Consider the following 16,411-nt stretch of genomic DNA (forward strand, 5'->3'; position numbering starts at 1 on the left):
TGAACCAGTTTGCTATTCTCTATGAGGAACGCTTCACCCACCCCGCATCGCTGAGATAATGCTGGCTCACCGGCTAAGTTGACGGTGAGCCTTTAACTGCCCTGAACACAAAAACGCTGACAGGCCCCATGGCGGCTCTGCTTGCCTACAGGTCGCAAATTGAACCGCCAGCCCTCACCCCTGCCCCTCTCCCAGAGGGAGAGGGGAAAACATAGGGTGATGGCCTTCGCCTTAGCGTACGGTGACAAAAACCACCACGCCTCACATCACCCCGCATTCTCCGCAATGATCCTCTCGATCCGCTGATCCGCATCACGCCCCACCGCCGCATACACATCCGTCGACAGCGGTGTCACGACCGGCAACGTATCCAGACTGGCGCCGCCATGCTCGTGCACATCCACCGTGGCCCGCATCGACAACCCAATCCGCAACGGGTGCACGGCCAACTGCGCTGGGTCCAGCGCAATTCGTACCGGCAACCTCTGCACCACCTTGATCCAGTTGCCGGTGGCATTCTGCGCGGGCAGCACCGAAAACGCCGCGCCGGTGCCAGCGGCGAAGCCGGCCACCTTGCCGACGTACCGCACGCGCGAGCCATAGAAATCGGCTTCCAGCGTCACGGGCTGGCCCACGCGCATGTCCTTCATCTGGTTTTCCTTGAAGTTGGCGTCCACCCAGACCTGGTCCAGCGGCACCACGCCCATCAACGCCACGCCTGGCGCCATGCGCTGGCCCACCTGCACGGCGCGGCGGGCGATGAAGCCGGTGACCGGCGCGGGCAGTGTCGAGCGGGCATAGGCCAGGTAGGCGGTGCGATAGGCCGCCGCGGCGCGAGCCACGTCAGGGTGATCGGCAATCGTGGTGTTGCGGGTCAGTGCACGGTTCGATGCCAGTTGCTCCAGCGCGGCCCGCAGCGACGCCTGCGCTTCCTTGAGCGTGGCCTGGGCGTGCTCGATGTCCTCTTTCGAAACGGCGCCGGTACCGTCGACCGACATGCGTCTGCGTAGATCATCACGGGCGTTCTCCACGTTGGCCTGCCGTTGGGCGATATTGGCCTGCAGCGTGCCGTTGTTGACATACAGCGTGCGCACCTGGCGCACGGTTTCCGCCAGTTGCGCGGCGGCCTGCTGCAGCGCTACCTGGCTGTCTGCCGGATCGAGTTGCACCAGCGGCTGGCCCATCGTCACGCGCTGCGTGTCGTCGGCGGCAATTGACACCACCGTGCCGGACACCTGCGACGTGACCTGCACCACGTTGCCGGCCACGTAGGCGTCGTCGGTGGACACGAAGTGCCGGCCGGTGGTCCACCACCACGCGCCGGTGGCGATGCCGGCCGTGGCGACGATCGCGGCCACGACGATCAGGCGCCGGCGTGGCACGGGGCGCATCTCGGCCGAGGGCACGGTGGGCGTGGCGGGTGTGTTCATGGCGTGTGGTTGTTGACGTGGTCCGGCACGGGCGCGGCGTCGGCGGGCAACTGTCCCGCGTAGCCACCGCCGAGCGTCCAGACCAGCTGGAATTGAAGATCGAGTTGGCGCCCCTGCAGCAGCGCCAGCAGCCGCTGCTGGGCCAGCACGCTGTCCTGCGCGGTCAGCACGGCCAGTTGATTGACCAGCCCCGCCTGCCAGCGGTCACCGGCCAGCGCGAACGCATGCTGCGCGAACTGCAGGGCCCGCTGGCGCTGCGGCATCTCGGTGGTCACCGCGCCCAGGCTGCCCACCGTGTCGGCGATCTCGCGCAGGGCATCGGTCAACGTCTGGTTGTAGTCGGCGACGGCCGCGTCATAGTCGGCATGGCGCGCGTGCAGGTCCGCACGCAGCCGGCCGCCTTCGAACACCGGCAGCCGCAATGACGGGCCAAACGCAAAGGCGCGGCTCGCGCCGAGCAGGAAATCGGACGGTGTGATCGTGGTCAGCCCGGCCACGGCCGACAGCGTGATATCGGGCAGGAATTCAGCGCGCGCCACGTCGATGTCCTTCGATGCCGCCTCCACGCGCCAGCGGGCGGCCACCAGGTCGGGCCGGCGCGACAGCAGGCCGATCCGGGCATCGTCGGGAAGTTTCAGGGTCGAGTTGGCCAGCAGCACGGGCCGGGCGATGGCCAGGCCGCGATCGGGGCCCTTGCCCAGCAGCGCGGCAAGCTGATGGCGCGTGACGTCGATGTCGTCGTCGACCTGGGTCAGGTCCGCTTCGGCGCTGGCCAGGTCGGCGGCCTGCAAGGTCAGGCCAACCTGGCTGTCGAGCCCGGCCACGAGCCGCGCGCGGCCCACCGTCGACAGTTGCCGACGCTGCGCGATGGTTTGCGTAGCCACATCGCGCAGTGCATACAGCGTGGCCAGCCGCGCATAGACACGCGCCACGCCCGTGGTCAGCAGCAGCCGGGCCGACTGGCGTTCCGCCTCGGCCTCGCGCACACCCGACAGCGCCGCCTGCAGCGCGTTGCGGTGCTTGCCCCAGAAGTCCAGGTCATACGTCAGTCCGCTGGAGAGCTGCACCTGGTTGACCCAGCGGCCCGACAGCGGCGTGGCGCCCAGCAGGTCCGTCTCCGAGATGCGCTGGCGCGTCACGCCGCCCCGGATATCGACGTCGGGATACAGGCCGCTCCGCGCGCCCTCGGCCACGGCCCGCGCGGCCTCCACGCGCGCCTCGGCGGCCTGCAAGGTGGGGCTTCCGGCCACGGCCTCGCGCGCCAGCGCTGCCAGTTGCGGATCGCCAAAGGCGTCCAGCCAGTCGTCGGCCGGCCATTGGCCGTGCTGGGCCGGCAGGCTTTGCGCGGTGTCGGCCACGGGCGCCAGCGTCTGCGTGGGCGCGCTGTGGTCGAACGCCGCGCAACCGGCCAAGGCCAGGGCGGACAGCAAGGCGGCGGCGCCCTGCGCCGGCAGCCGCCATCGGGTAGCGGCGTGCATGGCGGCCCCAATCTGATGGTAGATGCGGCGAATCATGGCCGAGCCGCGCCGGTCAGGTCATTGCGAACGCCACGTTATTTAGGGATGGCACGGCCGCCTCCATTCCGCCACCAAATGCCCCGTTCCGGTGCACAAAGATGGCCCGGACTATACCTTCGTTTAACGCTGTACCACCCACGCGGCAATTGTGGGCATCCGTACCCGGCTCCTAGCATTCCAGTCATCCACCGACTGCTTCCACGGGAGCCGCCATGAAACCGCAAAAACTCTGGATGCTCATCCTCGCCATCGTCCTCGCCTTTGCCACCGTCGGCGTGGCCGGCGCAACGGTCTACCGCATGTGGCAGCAGGCCATCGCCCCCGTGCACGTCACCGCCGCCGCGCTGTGGCACATCCATTCCTGAGGCCGGCATGACCGAACAGGAAAGCCTGTTGCTCATGTACGGCTGGATTGCCCTCGCGGTCCTCAACCTGATCCTGATCGCCATCGCCTTCATTCAGTACGCTGAATGACCGCGCGGCGTCCACACCCGCCTCCCGGGAGCTTCGCCATGAAAGATGTATCGACCACCGTTCTCGACGCGACCATCGACCTCGATGTGACCGACATGCCCGCGCCGCGCCAGACGCCGCCACAGTTGCGCATCGCGGCCGCCCAGGCGCCCGAGTTCGTCCAGCGCGAGAACCGCTGGCGCCAGGCGCCCGACATGCCGGCGTCGGCGATCCATCGGCCCGACCCGATCGTGGTGACGCGCTGGACGTGCGATGGCGAACCCCCGGTCACCGTGTCGCACGCCGGCGACGACAGCCGGCACTGCATTGCGATCAACCTTCGGTCGAGCTCGATCCGCTTCCTGTGCGGCGGCATGCCGGTGTTCGACGGACGCCTGGGTGCCGGCGCGGTCCACGTCACCGCGCCGGGCACCTCCACCAGTGCCGTTTACGCATCGGCCAGCGACGTGCTGCACCTGTTCGTGCCGCAATCGGTGCTGGCCGCCTGCTACGAAGACCAGTTCGGCCATCCGCACGACGGGGAGCTGCGCCTGGATGACCCGTTCTTCCACGCCGACCCCGCGCTGGAACGCCTGGGCCAGGCGCTGGCCGTGGCGCATTCGCAAGACCCCGGCCTGGGCCGCATCTTTGCCGACAGCGTGGCGCTGGCCATCGTGGCACGCGTGGTGGCCAACCACTTCCAGCGCGTCGCGTCGAACGCGCGGGCCGCCACCACGTTGCCGCAATGGCGCCTGCGGCGCGCCATCGAGTTCATCGACGCCAACCTGTCGGCGCCCATCGGCCTGGCCGATATTGCGCGCAGCACGGGCCTGACCCGTATGTACTTTGCTGCCCAGTTCCGCCGCACCACCGGCATGCGTCCGCACGAATACCTGGTGCGCCGGCGCATCGAACACGCGCAGGACCTGCTGCGCGGCGCCGAGGGCAGCGTGCTGGAAGTGGCCATGCGCTGCGGCTTCCGCTCGCAGGCGCACTTCACCACGGTCTTCAAGCGCTTTGTCGGCGATACGCCGCACTGCTGGCGCGTCAAGGTCACCTCAACTCCCGGGAGCTCCCATGGCTGAAATCCTGCACTCCGCCCCTGCCGACGTTCGCGATCTCGCCGATGTCCGCGACAGTGCCTGCGACACCTGGCTGCGCACCATCGCGCTGCTGGAACCGCAGCGGCATACGCTCACTTCGCTCACGTACTCGGCCGAGGACAACGCGCTGCGCGCCCACGCGCCTATCGTCACCGTGATCGAACGGCTCAGCGCCGCCATGGCCGTGGTGAGCTGGCGCGACGCCACGCACTGCCGCTACGGCGCGCAGGTCTGGACGGCGGGCACCGCACGCGACACCGGCGTCTGCGCGCTGTCGGGGCAGGCCATCGACCGGACCGATCTCGTGTTCCGGCCGCAGCGGTCGCGCCCGCCCGCGCTCAATGCCGACGCCATGATCCTGGCCAAGGCCATGGACCACGCCAGCGTCACCGCCGCGCCCGCGCAGGACGACGATCCGCCTACGTTCCGCTATCGCGCCAACGCCCGGTGAGCCCGCCATGCATGAAGTCCTCGATCTTTCGCGGCTGCAGTTCGGCTTCACGGCCGTCTTCCATATCCTCTGGCCGATCCTGACCATCAGCCTGTCGGCGTTCCTGTTCATCGTCGAAGTGCTCTGGATTCGCACCAACGACGTCACCTGGTACCGCCACGCGCGCTTCTGGAGCAAGCTGCTGTTGCTGAACTTTGCCGTCGGCGTGGTCAGCGGCATTCCGATGGAGTTCGAGTTCGGCACCAACTGGAGCGCGTTCTCGCAGTTCACCGGCCAGTTCTTCGGCAACATCCTCGGCTTCGAGGGCGCCATGGCGTTCATGCTCGAAGCCGGCTTTGTCGGCATCATGATGTTCGGCTGGGACCGCGTGCCGCGCGGCGTCCACCTGTTTGCCACCGGCATGGTGGCACTGGGGTCGTCGCTGTCGGCGTTCTGGATCATGGTGGCCAACTCGTGGATGCAGACGCCGACCGGCGTGGCCGTGGTGGACGGCAAGATCGTCGTCACCGACTACCTGCGCGCGATCTTCAACCCCGATGCGTTCTGGGGCATTGCCCACATGTGGGTGGCCGCGCTTGAAACGGGCCTGGTGGTCGTGGCCGGCATTTCGGCGTGGTACCTGCTCCGCCGCCGCCAGCCCGAGTTCTTCGCGCGATCTTTCCGGCTGGCGATGGTGCTGCTGGTAATCGTGGCGCCGCTGCAGGTGTGGCTGGGCGACGGCAGTGGCGTGGACGTCTTCGAGACCCAGCCGGCCAAGGGCGCCGCCATCGAAGGGCACTGGCAGACCAATGCGCCGGGCACGGCCGCATCGTGGTCGCTGCTGGCATGGCCGGACCAGGCCGCGCAGCGCAACGACTGGTCCATCGAGGTGCCCGGCATGCTGAGCCTGCTGGCCACGCACAAGGTGCATGGCACGGTCACCGGCATGGCCGATATTCCGCGCGCCGACCAGCCGCCAATGCTGCCGCTTCTGTACTACTCGTTTCGCGTGATGGCCGGCATCGGCTTCCTGTTCGTACTGCTGGCGTTCTGGACGGCGTACGTACTGCGGCGCACGCGCCATCAGCCAGCCGCGCTGAGCCAGTACCGGGGCCTGATGCTGGCCTGGGTGCTGGCTATTCCGCTGCCCTACCTCGCGGTGGAATGTGGCTGGATCGTGCGCGAGGTGGGCCGCCAGCCGTGGCTCGTGCATGGCCTGATGCGCACGCAGGATGGCGTCTCCACCGCAATCTCGGCGGCCGATGTGACCGGCAGCATCGCCATGTTCGCCGCCTTCTACATCGTGCTGCTGGCCACGTTCACCTGGCTGGCCGCCCGCTGGCTGCGCAAGGGCCCGGACCTGACGCTCGCCGCGCCGGCACTCACGCCGGCCGCCCTGCCCCGCACTGCCGAACGCGGCACCTACTGATCACCGGAGATCCGTCATGGACAATTCCCCGCACACCCTGCTGGTGTCGCTCTGGTTCTGCATCCTGGGCCTGATGCTGGCCTGCTATGTGGTGACCGACGGCTTTGACCTGGGCATCGGCATCCTGAGCCTGTTCGAGCCCGAGCGCGAACGGCGCGACGTGATGGTCGAGTCGATTGCCCACGTCTGGGATGCCAACGAAACGTGGCTCGTGGTGCTGGGCGGCGGGCTGTTTGGCGCCTTTCCGGCCGCCTACGCCACGCTGCTGCCCCAACTCTACCTGCCACTGATGGCGCTGATTGCCGGGCTGATCATGCGTGGCGCGGCCATCGAATTCCGCCACGCGGCCGAGCGCGGCCCGTTCTGGGACCGCGTGTTTGGCGTGGGCAGCCTGCTGGCCGCCGTCTCGCAGGGCGTGATCCTGGGCCGCATCGTCACCGGGCTGAACCCCGGGGGCTGGAACGCCGTGTTCACGCTGTTCGCGGCCGTGGGCGTGGCCGCCGGCTATGCGCTGCTGGGCGCCACCTACCTGATCAAGAAGACGTCGTATCCGGTGGAATCCGCCGCCCGCACCTGGACGCTCGTCACGCTGCCGGTGACAGTGGTGAGCGCGCTGGTGCTGTCCGGCGCCACGCTCCGGCTGAGCCTGATCGGCACCGAGCGCTGGCACCAGCACGGCGTGCTGGCCGTACTGCTGGTGCTGGGCGCGATGGCCGCCGGCGCCGTGGCCTGGATCGCCGGATCCACGTGGACGGGCAGCCGCCGCGCGCCGTTCCGGGCGACCGTGCTGCTGTTCCTGGTGTCGTTCGACGGGTTGGCCATCAGCCTGTTCCCGTACGTGGTGCCGGGCCGCCTATCGCTGATCGACGCGGCATCCGACGACCGTACGCTGGTATTCATGCTGATCGGTATCGGCGTGCTGCTGCCGGTCATGCTGGGCTACAACCTCTACCAGTACCACGTGTTCCGCAGCAAGGTGCCAGCCTGACCGCTTGTCCGCCGCCGCATCGTTCCGCGGCGGTCTCCCAATAAAAAACGCCCTCTCCAGCCGGAGAGGGCGTTCTGCATGGTGCTGCGGCGATATTACCGGACCGATTCGGCCAGGAACCAGGCGCGGCGCTGCGCCTCGTCGATCCAGTTCTCCAGCAGGCTGGCCGAGGCCACGTCGGCGTGGTCGTCGCAGATCGCATGGGCGTCGAGCATCGCCTCCACGAGCTTGAGATTGTCGGCATGCAGTTCACGCAGCATGGCCTTGGGCGACACGTCCTCGGCGTCGTTGTCGCGCACGCGCTGCAGCCGGGCAATGGCGCCGATCGAGCGCAGCGTGGTGCCGCCGATCTTGCGCACGCGCTCGGCCACGTCGTCGGTCATGGCAAAGATCTGCGCCGACTGCTCGTCCAGCATCAGGTGGTAGTCCCGGAAATGCGGCCCCGACATATGCCAGTGGAAGTTCTTGGTCTTCAGGTACAGCGCGAACACGTCGGCCAGCAGGCGGTTCAGGTGATCCGAGATTTCGGTGACGGCCAGGCCGGCGTCGTCGAGTTGGGTATTCGTCATGGTGACTCCAGAAGATGGGTGCGAAGGGGCGCGGGGGCCCTGTTCCAGTGCACTCGCGGCGGCATGCGCGCCCGGCGAGTGGGCAGTCCGACTATGCGCCCGACGGCGGGATGCCGATTGTCCGCAGGTGGACCGGTTTTACGAAACGCACCGGGCAACGTTAATGCATCAAACATCTCCTATACCTTCATATGATTCCTCGACCAGTCATTCAGGACTAATATCAGCGTCGGATCATGCTGCCGGCCGTGGGCATGGCGTCCAAACCACCGGTTTTCAACCTAGCAAGGGCGAGCGCAAAGGGCATGTACAACCCAACCACCAACCGGCTGTTGATGGGCGCGGCAGGCACACTGGGCCTGTGCGTGTTCCTGATCGATGCCTTCACGCCACTGGACTTCGCGATTGCGGTGGTCTACGTGCTGGTGATCCTGCTGGTGGCGCTGACCGGCGCCATACGGGCAACGCGGATCACGGCCGGCGTAGCGCTGGTGCTGACCGTGGTGGCCTTTGCGGTCGCGCAGAATCCGGACCCCGATCACGGCCAGCTCGCTCGCTTCGTGTTTGCGCTGCTTGCCATCGGCACCACCACTCTGCTGGCGCTGCGCAACCTGTCGGACATGGCGCGGCGCCGCCGCACCGAGGCGGCGCTGGCGCGCAGCGAGGCCTTCCTAGCCGAGGCGCAGCGGCTCAGCAAGACCGGCAGTATCGCGCTGCGGCTGCCCAACAACACGATGACGTGGTCGGACGAGGCGTTCCGCATCTTCGGCTACCCGCGCGGTGAATCGCCCCACTTCGGCATGGTGCTCACGCGCGTGCACCCGGACGACCTGGCCGAAGTGCAGCGCGTGCACGCCGCCATGCTGGGCGGCATACCCATCGTGGACCTGCGCCATCGCCTGCTGCTGCCCGACAGCTCGATCCGGCATGTGCACCTGGTGGCGCGCCGCAGCGCATCGGCCGGTGACCAGCACGAGTACATGGGGGCGCTGATGGACATCACCGACGCCACGCAGACCCAGCAGACGCTGCACCGGACCATGACCGAGCTGGCGCACGTGGCACGCGTGACCACGCTGGGCCAGCTTGCCGCGTCGATCGCGCACGAGGTGACGCAGCCAATGGCCGCCATCGTCACCTGCGGCAGCTCGGCGCTGCGTTGGCTGCAGCGCGATGAACCCGATATCGCCGAGGCCACGGAGTCCATCGAACAGGTGATTCGCGACGCCACGCGTGCGAGCGACATCATCCGCCAGATCCGCGCCATGGCGCAGAAGTCGGAACCCAAGTATGTGGAAATCGGCGTCGACCGGCTGGTGACCGATTCACTGGAACTGGTGCGACGCGAACTGCAGGACCACCAGGTGTCGGCCGTGCTCGACCTCGATGCCGAACAGGCAAGGATTCACGGCGACCGCACCCAGTTGCAGCAGGTGCTGGTGAACCTGATCGTCAATGCCGCGCAGGCGATGGAGCAGGTGCCGGGCCGTCGGCGGCTGACGCTGGCCACGCGCATCATGGCGGACCGTTCGGTGCTGGTCGTCGTCAGCGATACGGGCCCAGGCATTCCGGAGCCCGACATGGACCGCTTGTTCAACCCCTTCTACACCACCAAGGCCGAAGGCATGGGCATGGGGCTATCGATCTGCCGCAATATCGTGGAATCGCACGGCGGCAGCATTGCCGCGGAATCGCCGGCCGAAGGCGGCGCGAGGATGATCGTTCGCCTGCCCCAGCACACGGCCGAAGGCGAGCAGCCGGCAGAAGCGGCCTGAAACAGCGACCTGAAACAGCAGCCTGCCATTGCCAGGCGATAAAGCAATAAGCCGTTCACGCCCGGTGAACGGCCTTCCTGAAACCCGTCATACGCCCGCCCACAACGCCGTGACCAGCGCCATGCCACAGCTCGCGGCGCAGACTCCCACCCATGCCAGCAGCACCCCGATGCCATCGACGGCCGCGCCGGCAGCACGGCCATCGATCCGGCCCGCGGCAATCATGCCGGGGCGTTGCCCGGAGGCGCCGACACGCCGGTCAGATCCTGGCCAGTGAGGATGAAGTGCCCCTGGTCAGCGGGCGTGACCTCAAAGCGGGCGCCCTGCGTGAACCCATCGCGCGGCTGGTCGATGTTGTACTGCGGGTGCGAATGGGTAGCCTGGTGCTTGGTGGAATCGGCTGCATTGGCCATGCCGCTGGACAGCGCGCTGACGGCGGCCACGCCGCAGGCCACGAGTACGGGAACGATATGCTTGCGAATCATGATGAACTCCTGTCTTGACTTGCTGTTTGCAGGACGGGGCACCATCCGGTTTTCCCGCCGGGGCCTGCATTGCAAGCCCGTGAATCCATCGTAGGTGGCGCGGCCGCGCGGCGCATTCGTACCTCGGTTGGTCGCCGGTAGCCAGTTTGTAGCCCGACATCATTCTTTGGTGTAGGTTCGCGCTGCGCCGGCGCTGCCCCGGCGTGCAAAACCGAAAGCTGCGACATCCCGGGGAATGGCCCGGCTGCCCTGCCTCGATACGCTTTGCCATGAAGACGTATCCCGACGTATCGATCCATTCCGCAGGAGAGCAGTGTCATGACCTTCAAGTCCAAGCCCCGCATCGAACCCTATACCCACGCCGCCGCCGGTTGGGGCGCGCTCAAGTACGTGGCGATCAACCTGATCAAGGAGCGCGTGCCGGGCCGCGACTACCGCATGCTGTTCCGGCAGAACAAGAGCGACGGCTTTGACTGCCCCGGCTGCGCATGGCCCGATCGCGAGCACGCGTCGACCTTCGAATTCTGCGAGAACGGCGTCAAGGCCGTGGCCGCCGAATCCACCGGCAAGCGCGTCACGCCGGAATTCCTGGCCCACCACACCGTGGCGGCGCTGATGGCACAGACCGACTACGAGCTGGAGCAGCATGGCCGCCTGACCACGCCGCTGATCTATGACTGGCTTACCGACACCTATCGCCAGATCGACTGGCAGGACGCCTTCGCGCTGATCGGCACCCGGCTGCGCGCGCTGCCCGATCCAGACCAGGCCGCTTTCTACACGTCGGGCCGCGCCAGCAACGAGGCGGCGTTCCTGTACCAGTTGTTCGCGCGCATGGTGGGCACCAACAATTTCCCCGATTGTTCCAACATGTGCCACGAAGCCACCAGCCGTGGCATGCCCCACACCGTGGGCGTGGGCAAGGGCACCGTCACGCTCGACGACTTCGAAACCTGCGACACCATCCTGCTGTTCGGCCAGAACCCCGCCACCAACCATCCACGCATGCTGGCGGAGTTGCGTGACTGCGCGCGGCGCGGCGCCACGCTGGTGTCGATCAACCCGCTGCGCGAGCGCGGGCTGGAACGCTTTACCAGCCCGCAGAGCCCGGTGGAAATGCTGACGATGTCCGATACGAAGATCTGCTCGGTATTCGTGCGCCCGACGCTGGGCGGCGACTACGCGCTGATCAAGGGCGTGGCCAAGCGGGTGCTGGAACTCGACGACGAGGCGCTGGCAACGGGCGCCGCCCGCGTACTCGACACCGCGTTCATCGCCGAACACACGCACGGCTTCGACGCCTTCGCGGCCGACCTGCGCGCCGAGTCATGGCAACTCATCGAGCGTGAATCCGGCGTGCCGCGCGAGGAAATCGAGGGTCTGACCGCGATCTATGCACGCGGCCGTCGCGTAATCTGCACCTGGGGCATGGGCCTGACGCAACACAAGCATTCGGTGCAGACCATCCAGATGCTGTCCAACCTGATGATGATGCGCGGCAACATCGGGCGGCCCGGCGCGGGGCTCTGCCCGGTGCGCGGCCACTCCAACGTGCAAGGCAACCGCACGGTCGGCATCGAGGAACAGCCCACTGGTGCCTTCCTGGACAAGCTCGGCGCGGCGTTCGGCTTCCAGCCGCCGCGCGAGCATGGCTATGACGTGGTGGAAACCATCGAGGCAATGATGCGAGGCGACGTGAAGGTGTTCATCGCGCTGGGCGGCAACTTTGCCGCCGCCACGCCCGACACCCCGCGCACCTGGGACGCGCTGCGGTCGTGCAACCTCACCGTGCATATCGCCACCAAGCTCAATCGCAGCCACCTGGTCCACGGCAAGGAAGCGCTGATCCTGCCTACGCTGGGCCGCACCGAGATCGACCTGCAGGACGGCGTGCCACAGGGCGTAACCGTGGAAGACTCGGTATCGAAGGTACACATCTCGTTCGGCATGAACGAACCGGCGTCGCCAGACCTGATGTCCGAGACGGCCATCATCGCCAACCTGGCGCACGCCACGCTGGGCAGCAGCGCGGTGGACTGGCGCTGGTACGCGCAAGACTACGGGCGCATCCGCGACAAGATCGCCGAGGTGGTGGATGGTTTCGAGCACTACAACGCCCGCGTGGCGATCCCGGGAGGCTTTCACCTGTACGTGCCCGCACGCGAGCGCCAGTGGCATACCCCGTCCGGCAAGGCCGAGTTCCTGGTCAATCCGCTGACGCCCGACACGCCGATATCCCAGGCCCGTGCCCGCCACGGCGAACGCGTGATGACGCTGATGACCACGCGCTCGCACGACCAGTACAACACCACGATCTACGCGCTGGATGACCGCTATCGCGGCGTCTTCGGCCAGCGCCGCGTGGTGTTCATCCACCCCGCCGACCTGGCGATGCTTGGCCTGCAGGACGGCGAATGGGTGGACCTGAGCACGGTCTGGCACGACGACATCGAGCGCCGTGCCGATGGCTTCCGGCTGGTGGCGTACGACATCCCGCGCGGTTGCGTGGCGGCCTACTACCCCGAGACCAATCCGCTGGTGCCGCTGGACAGCGTGGCCGATCTTTGCAACACCCCCACATCAAAGTCGATTCCGATATTGCTGCATCGGGCCAGCGCCATTTGACTGCCTGAAATCCCCAAAAAATGGCCACGTTCTCGTGGCCATTTTCTATTGGCGCTTGCGCAATATTTGCGGCTTTTGCGCAACGCGATTACGAAAAATGCCGGCCATATACAAATCTCCTGGCCCGCGCTTGACCGCTCAACCACCGCTGCACGGCCCACTTTTTGACTTGTACATGACACGGATCGGGCTGCAACCGGCCTCCCATATAGGTGTGACGATCCTCGTCACCGCACGGCGCAAATTTTGTCACCCGGTGCGCCAGATAATGACAATTGACATCTATTTACACGGCTCACGATAATCGCCGCGGCTACAGGGAATGGGCCTTTTCTCCTGCCGGAGATGAAGAAAAATCGAGAACGGAGCCGATGCGGTTCCCCATAAGAACGAAGGGTCAATCATGAAACAAGTCGCTCGCTATCGTGCGCCGGAATTGATGCTGGCCGCTGTAATGCTGGTCACCGCATGCGGTGGAGGGGGCGGTGATGACAAGGCACAGCCTACCGTCACGCCATCGCTCTACGAACCGCTCTACAACGCCGACACGCCGGTGATGGAGCAGATCCAGTACCGCGAGCCGGACGGCACGCTGGTCACGATGATGGGATCGCGCCCGACCGAGCGCCATGCCCGCGAGCGTGGCGAAGCCTGGGATGCGCCCGACGCAGGCCCGGGCCGCTACCTGACCTTCCCGACGTTCTACTTCCAGAACCGTACCTTCGGGCTGGAGATCCGCGACCACGTACCTGCCGGCAAGCAGCTGATCGAGGTCTATCTGCGCGTCAACCAGGGCATTTTCGACGGCACCACGTTCAGCCTGTTCCGCAACGTGCTCGACCCGACGGTGCGCGACTATGGCTGGTCCCTGAACTACGGCTTCAACAATCCGAAGGAAGGTGGCCTGCCGATCTGCCGCGAGAACCAGCCGCGCGAAGACTGCATGATGACGTTCGACTCGAACTGGCGCACTGACCCGCACAGCCCGCTCAAGATCGGCGACAAGGTGGAGCTGGCCCCGGCGCCGCGCCTGAAGCGCGACCCGGTGGTGGACGGCGGCGGCAGCCGCTACTACTCGTTCGAGCAGCTTTACATCGTCGGCGTTGGCATGCGGCCGTGGTACGGCATCGCGCCCAACCTGGACTCCGAGCCGATTCCCGACGACGCGCTGCTGGGCGGCCAGGTCAGCCTCTCGTACAACTACTCGGAAGAACCGATGCGGGTCTTCCAGCAGATGGCCAACAACATCGGCATCACCAACACGCAACGCTTCGTGGAAGGCCGCCGCCTGTTCCACACGTCGTTTGCCGACGGCACGCACTCGGAGCACGACCGCGACAACCCCGTCTTCACCGCGCATATCGGCCAGCTCGGCGCACGCTACAACCAGCCTCGCTGTATCGAATGCCACACCAACAACGGCCGCAGCAAGCCGCTGGCGCTGGGCGCGAAGCTGGACACCATGTCGTTCCTGACCGCCAACAGCGACGGCACCGGCCCGGACCCCGTCTACGGCCACAACGTGCAGCAGCACGCTCAGGACGCCAAGGCCCCGGTCTATGACGTTACCGTGCAGTCGCTGCAGGCCACGGTGCGCACGCTGCCCGATGGCGAGAAGGTGGAACTGGTGAAGCCGGTCTTCGCGTTCGCCGGCCCCACGCCGGCCCGCTTCTCGGCACGCCAGGCGGCACAGGTGATCGGCATGGGCCTGCTCGAAGCGATTCCGGAAACTACCATCCTGGCGCAGGCCGACCCGAACGACGCGAATGGCGACGGCATCAAGGGCGTGGCCAACCTCGTGGTGGACCCGCAGACCGGCAAGACCCACGTGGGCCGCTTTGGCTGGAAGGCTTCGAAGGGCAGCATCCGCCAGCAGGTGGCCGATGCGCTGATCAAGGATATCGGCGTGACCTCGCCAATGTTCCCCGACTACGGCTGCCAGCGCGGCGCGCCGAACTGCCATTCGGTGACCTCGCCGACCTCTGTCAACGAGAACGAGCTGGAGCGCATGACGCACTACCTGTCGCTAATCGCGGTGCCGGCCCAGCGCAAGCTGCGCAGCGGCTTCCCGGACGGCGTGCGCGTATCGCCCGAGCATGACGTCGACCCGGCCAAGATCGCACGCGGCAACGACCTGTTCACGCAAGTGCGCTGCGTGGCCTGCCATACGCCGACCATGAAGACCGGCAACACGCACCCGTTTGCCGAACTGCGCGAGCAGACCATCCATCCGTACAGCGACCTGCTGCTGCACGACATGGGTCCGGATCTGGCCGACACGCTGTCTGAAGGCCGTGCCTATCCGAGCCAGTGGCGTACGGCGCCGCTGTGGGGTCTGGGGTCGCTGCGCTTCGTCCAGAGTGCCGACACCAACGTCCGCCTGCTGCACGACGGCCGCGCCCGCAACGTCACCGAGGCCGTGCTCTGGCACGGTGGCGAGGCCACCGACGCACGCACGCGCTACGAAGCGCTGCCGAAGGCAGACCGCGACGCGATCACCGCGTTCCTGCAGTCGCTGTAACCCGTCGCCACGCTTTTGAAGACACCCCTTCCCCATGCTTGCCATGCGGGAAGGGGCAGGATACCGAACGGAATTACCTATGCTGATGCAATCGTTACGCAGCCGCGCCATTGCGCCGCTGCTCATGGCTTTTGTGCTTGCCGCCTGCGGTGGCGGCGGCGACGGCGGCTCGCCCACTTCCGGCAACGGAGGGCTTGGCAGCAACGGCGGCACGCTGGCGCCGGGCAACCCCAACACCCCGTCCACGCCACCTTCGGCCACGCCCGGTGTGACCAAGAGCGCCAAGCGCGGCATTGCCTATGACCTGGCCAGCAAGGCCGACGTGGCGGCGCTGTCCCCGGGCGTATCGTGGTGGTACAACTGGTCGCCCAAGCCCAATGCTGCGGCGCCCACCGACCCGCGCGCCACCTATGGCATGGACTTCATCCCCATGCTCTGGAACGACTACGCGTTCGATGCCACCACCGTGGAAGCGTGGCTGGTGGCACACCCCGAGATCAAGTACCTGCTGCTGATGAACGAGCCCAACCTGACGGACCAGGCCAACCTGTCGCCCACGGCGGCGGCGGCAGCCTGGCCGCAGTTCGAGGGTATCGCCGCGCGCACCGGCGTGAAGCTCGTGGGACCGGCCATCACGTGGGGCACGATGCCCGGCTACAGCGATCCCGTGGTCTGGCTCGACGCGTTCTACAACGCGTACCGCGCCGCCAATGGCAACCGCAATCCGCAGATCGACTACCTGGCCTTCCATTGGTACGACTACGGCCTGGGCGGGCAGCTCGACCGCCTGGCCAAGTATGGCAAGCCGTTCTGGGTCACCGAGTTCGCCAACTGGCACGCCAATGCCGACGGCGCCCAGATCGACACGCTGGACAAGCAGAAGGCCCAGATGCGCGACATGGTGGCCACCTGCGAACAGCGCGCCGACGTGTTCCGCTATGCATGGTTCACGGGCCGCTGGCGCCCCGATCCGCACTACACGAGCCTACTCGGCGCCGACGGCGAACTCACGGAACTGGGCCGCTATTACCTGAGCCTGCCGTTCTGAAGGCTCGCCGCGACACGCGGGCGTTCCACTTCGCGGAA

Annotated in this window: 13 protein-coding genes; 9 read left to right on the forward strand and 4 right to left on the reverse strand. The window is 66.8% G+C overall.

Going from position 1 to position 16,411, the window contains the following annotated elements:
- Window positions 1–266 precede the first annotated feature (266 nt).
- Both MFF62_RS29075 and MFF62_RS29080 read right to left on the reverse strand, forming a co-directional pair.
- Window positions 267–1,430, reverse strand: coding sequence for an HlyD/EmrA/EmrK family protein (locus MFF62_RS29075; protein ID WP_238267163.1), 1,164 nt, complete (start codon window positions 1,428–1,430; stop codon window positions 267–269).
- Complete coding sequence (locus MFF62_RS29080; protein WP_238267167.1) at window positions 1,427–2,908, reverse strand: efflux transporter outer membrane subunit; 1,482 nt, start codon at window positions 2,906–2,908, stop codon at window positions 1,427–1,429. The genes MFF62_RS29075 and MFF62_RS29080 overlap by 4 nt, the downstream gene beginning before the upstream one ends.
- A gap of 251 nt (window positions 2,909–3,159) precedes the next feature.
- Here MFF62_RS29080 and MFF62_RS29085 point away from each other — a divergent pair, with 251 nt between their 5' ends.
- The 5 genes from MFF62_RS29085 (at window position 3,160) to MFF62_RS29105 (ending at window position 7,350) form a co-directional block, all read left to right on the forward strand.
- Window positions 3,160–3,312 (forward strand): hypothetical protein, encoded by a 153-nt coding sequence (locus MFF62_RS29085; protein ID WP_238267169.1) that lies wholly within the window; start codon window positions 3,160–3,162, stop codon window positions 3,310–3,312.
- 204 nt (window positions 3,313–3,516) lie between these two features.
- Window positions 3,517–4,485 carry a helix-turn-helix transcriptional regulator gene (locus MFF62_RS29090; protein ID WP_404990853.1) on the forward strand — a complete coding sequence of 323 codons (969 nt, stop codon included), beginning with the start codon at window positions 3,517–3,519 and terminating at the stop codon, window positions 4,483–4,485.
- On the forward strand, window positions 4,478–4,954 hold the full coding sequence (locus tag MFF62_RS29095) for a DUF3331 domain-containing protein (protein ID WP_238267172.1): 477 nt from the start codon (window positions 4,478–4,480) through the stop codon (window positions 4,952–4,954). Before MFF62_RS29090 ends, MFF62_RS29095 begins: the two co-directional genes overlap by 8 nt.
- A 7-nt stretch (window positions 4,955–4,961) precedes the next feature.
- Window positions 4,962–6,362 (forward strand): cytochrome ubiquinol oxidase subunit I, encoded by a 1,401-nt coding sequence (locus MFF62_RS29100; protein WP_238267173.1) that lies wholly within the window; start codon window positions 4,962–4,964, stop codon window positions 6,360–6,362.
- Window positions 6,363–6,378: 16 nt separating this feature from the next.
- A complete protein-coding gene (locus tag MFF62_RS29105) occupies window positions 6,379–7,350 on the forward strand; it encodes a cytochrome d ubiquinol oxidase subunit II (protein ID WP_238267174.1) in 972 nt (323 codons plus the stop codon).
- Between the two features lie 95 nt (window positions 7,351–7,445).
- Here MFF62_RS29105 and MFF62_RS29110 read toward each other — a convergent pair whose 3' ends face one another.
- Window positions 7,446–7,919: a Dps family protein gene (locus MFF62_RS29110; protein WP_238267175.1), complete on the reverse strand. Its 474-nt coding sequence runs from the start codon at window positions 7,917–7,919 to the stop codon at window positions 7,446–7,448.
- A gap of 305 nt (window positions 7,920–8,224) precedes the next feature.
- Here MFF62_RS29110 and MFF62_RS29115 point away from each other — a divergent pair, with 305 nt between their 5' ends.
- Window positions 8,225–9,694 carry a sensor histidine kinase gene (locus tag MFF62_RS29115; protein ID WP_238267177.1) on the forward strand — a complete coding sequence of 490 codons (1,470 nt, stop codon included), beginning with the start codon at window positions 8,225–8,227 and terminating at the stop codon, window positions 9,692–9,694.
- 221 nt (window positions 9,695–9,915) lie between these two features.
- Here MFF62_RS29115 and MFF62_RS29120 read toward each other — a convergent pair whose 3' ends face one another.
- A complete protein-coding gene (locus MFF62_RS29120; RefSeq protein WP_238267178.1) occupies window positions 9,916–10,179 on the reverse strand; it encodes a hypothetical protein in 264 nt (87 codons plus the stop codon).
- Window positions 10,180–10,497: 318 nt separating this feature from the next.
- Here MFF62_RS29120 and MFF62_RS29125 point away from each other — a divergent pair, with 318 nt between their 5' ends.
- From MFF62_RS29125 to MFF62_RS29135, 3 genes are all read left to right on the forward strand, one after another.
- Complete coding sequence (locus MFF62_RS29125; RefSeq protein WP_238267184.1) at window positions 10,498–12,804, forward strand: FdhF/YdeP family oxidoreductase; 2,307 nt, start codon at window positions 10,498–10,500, stop codon at window positions 12,802–12,804.
- 403 nt (window positions 12,805–13,207) lie between these two features.
- Entirely contained in the window at window positions 13,208–15,325 is a 2,118-nt protein-coding gene (locus tag MFF62_RS29130) for a di-heme oxidoreductase family protein (RefSeq protein WP_238267185.1), read from the forward strand.
- Between the two features lie 85 nt (window positions 15,326–15,410).
- Window positions 15,411–16,373 carry a glycosyl hydrolase gene (locus MFF62_RS29135; RefSeq protein WP_238267190.1) on the forward strand — a complete coding sequence of 321 codons (963 nt, stop codon included), beginning with the start codon at window positions 15,411–15,413 and terminating at the stop codon, window positions 16,371–16,373.
- The last annotated feature ends 38 nt before the right edge of the window (window positions 16,374–16,411 follow it).

The organism is Cupriavidus pauculus (assembly GCF_022179805.1).
GTDB lineage: Bacteria > Pseudomonadota > Gammaproteobacteria > Burkholderiales > Burkholderiaceae > Cupriavidus > Cupriavidus pauculus_E.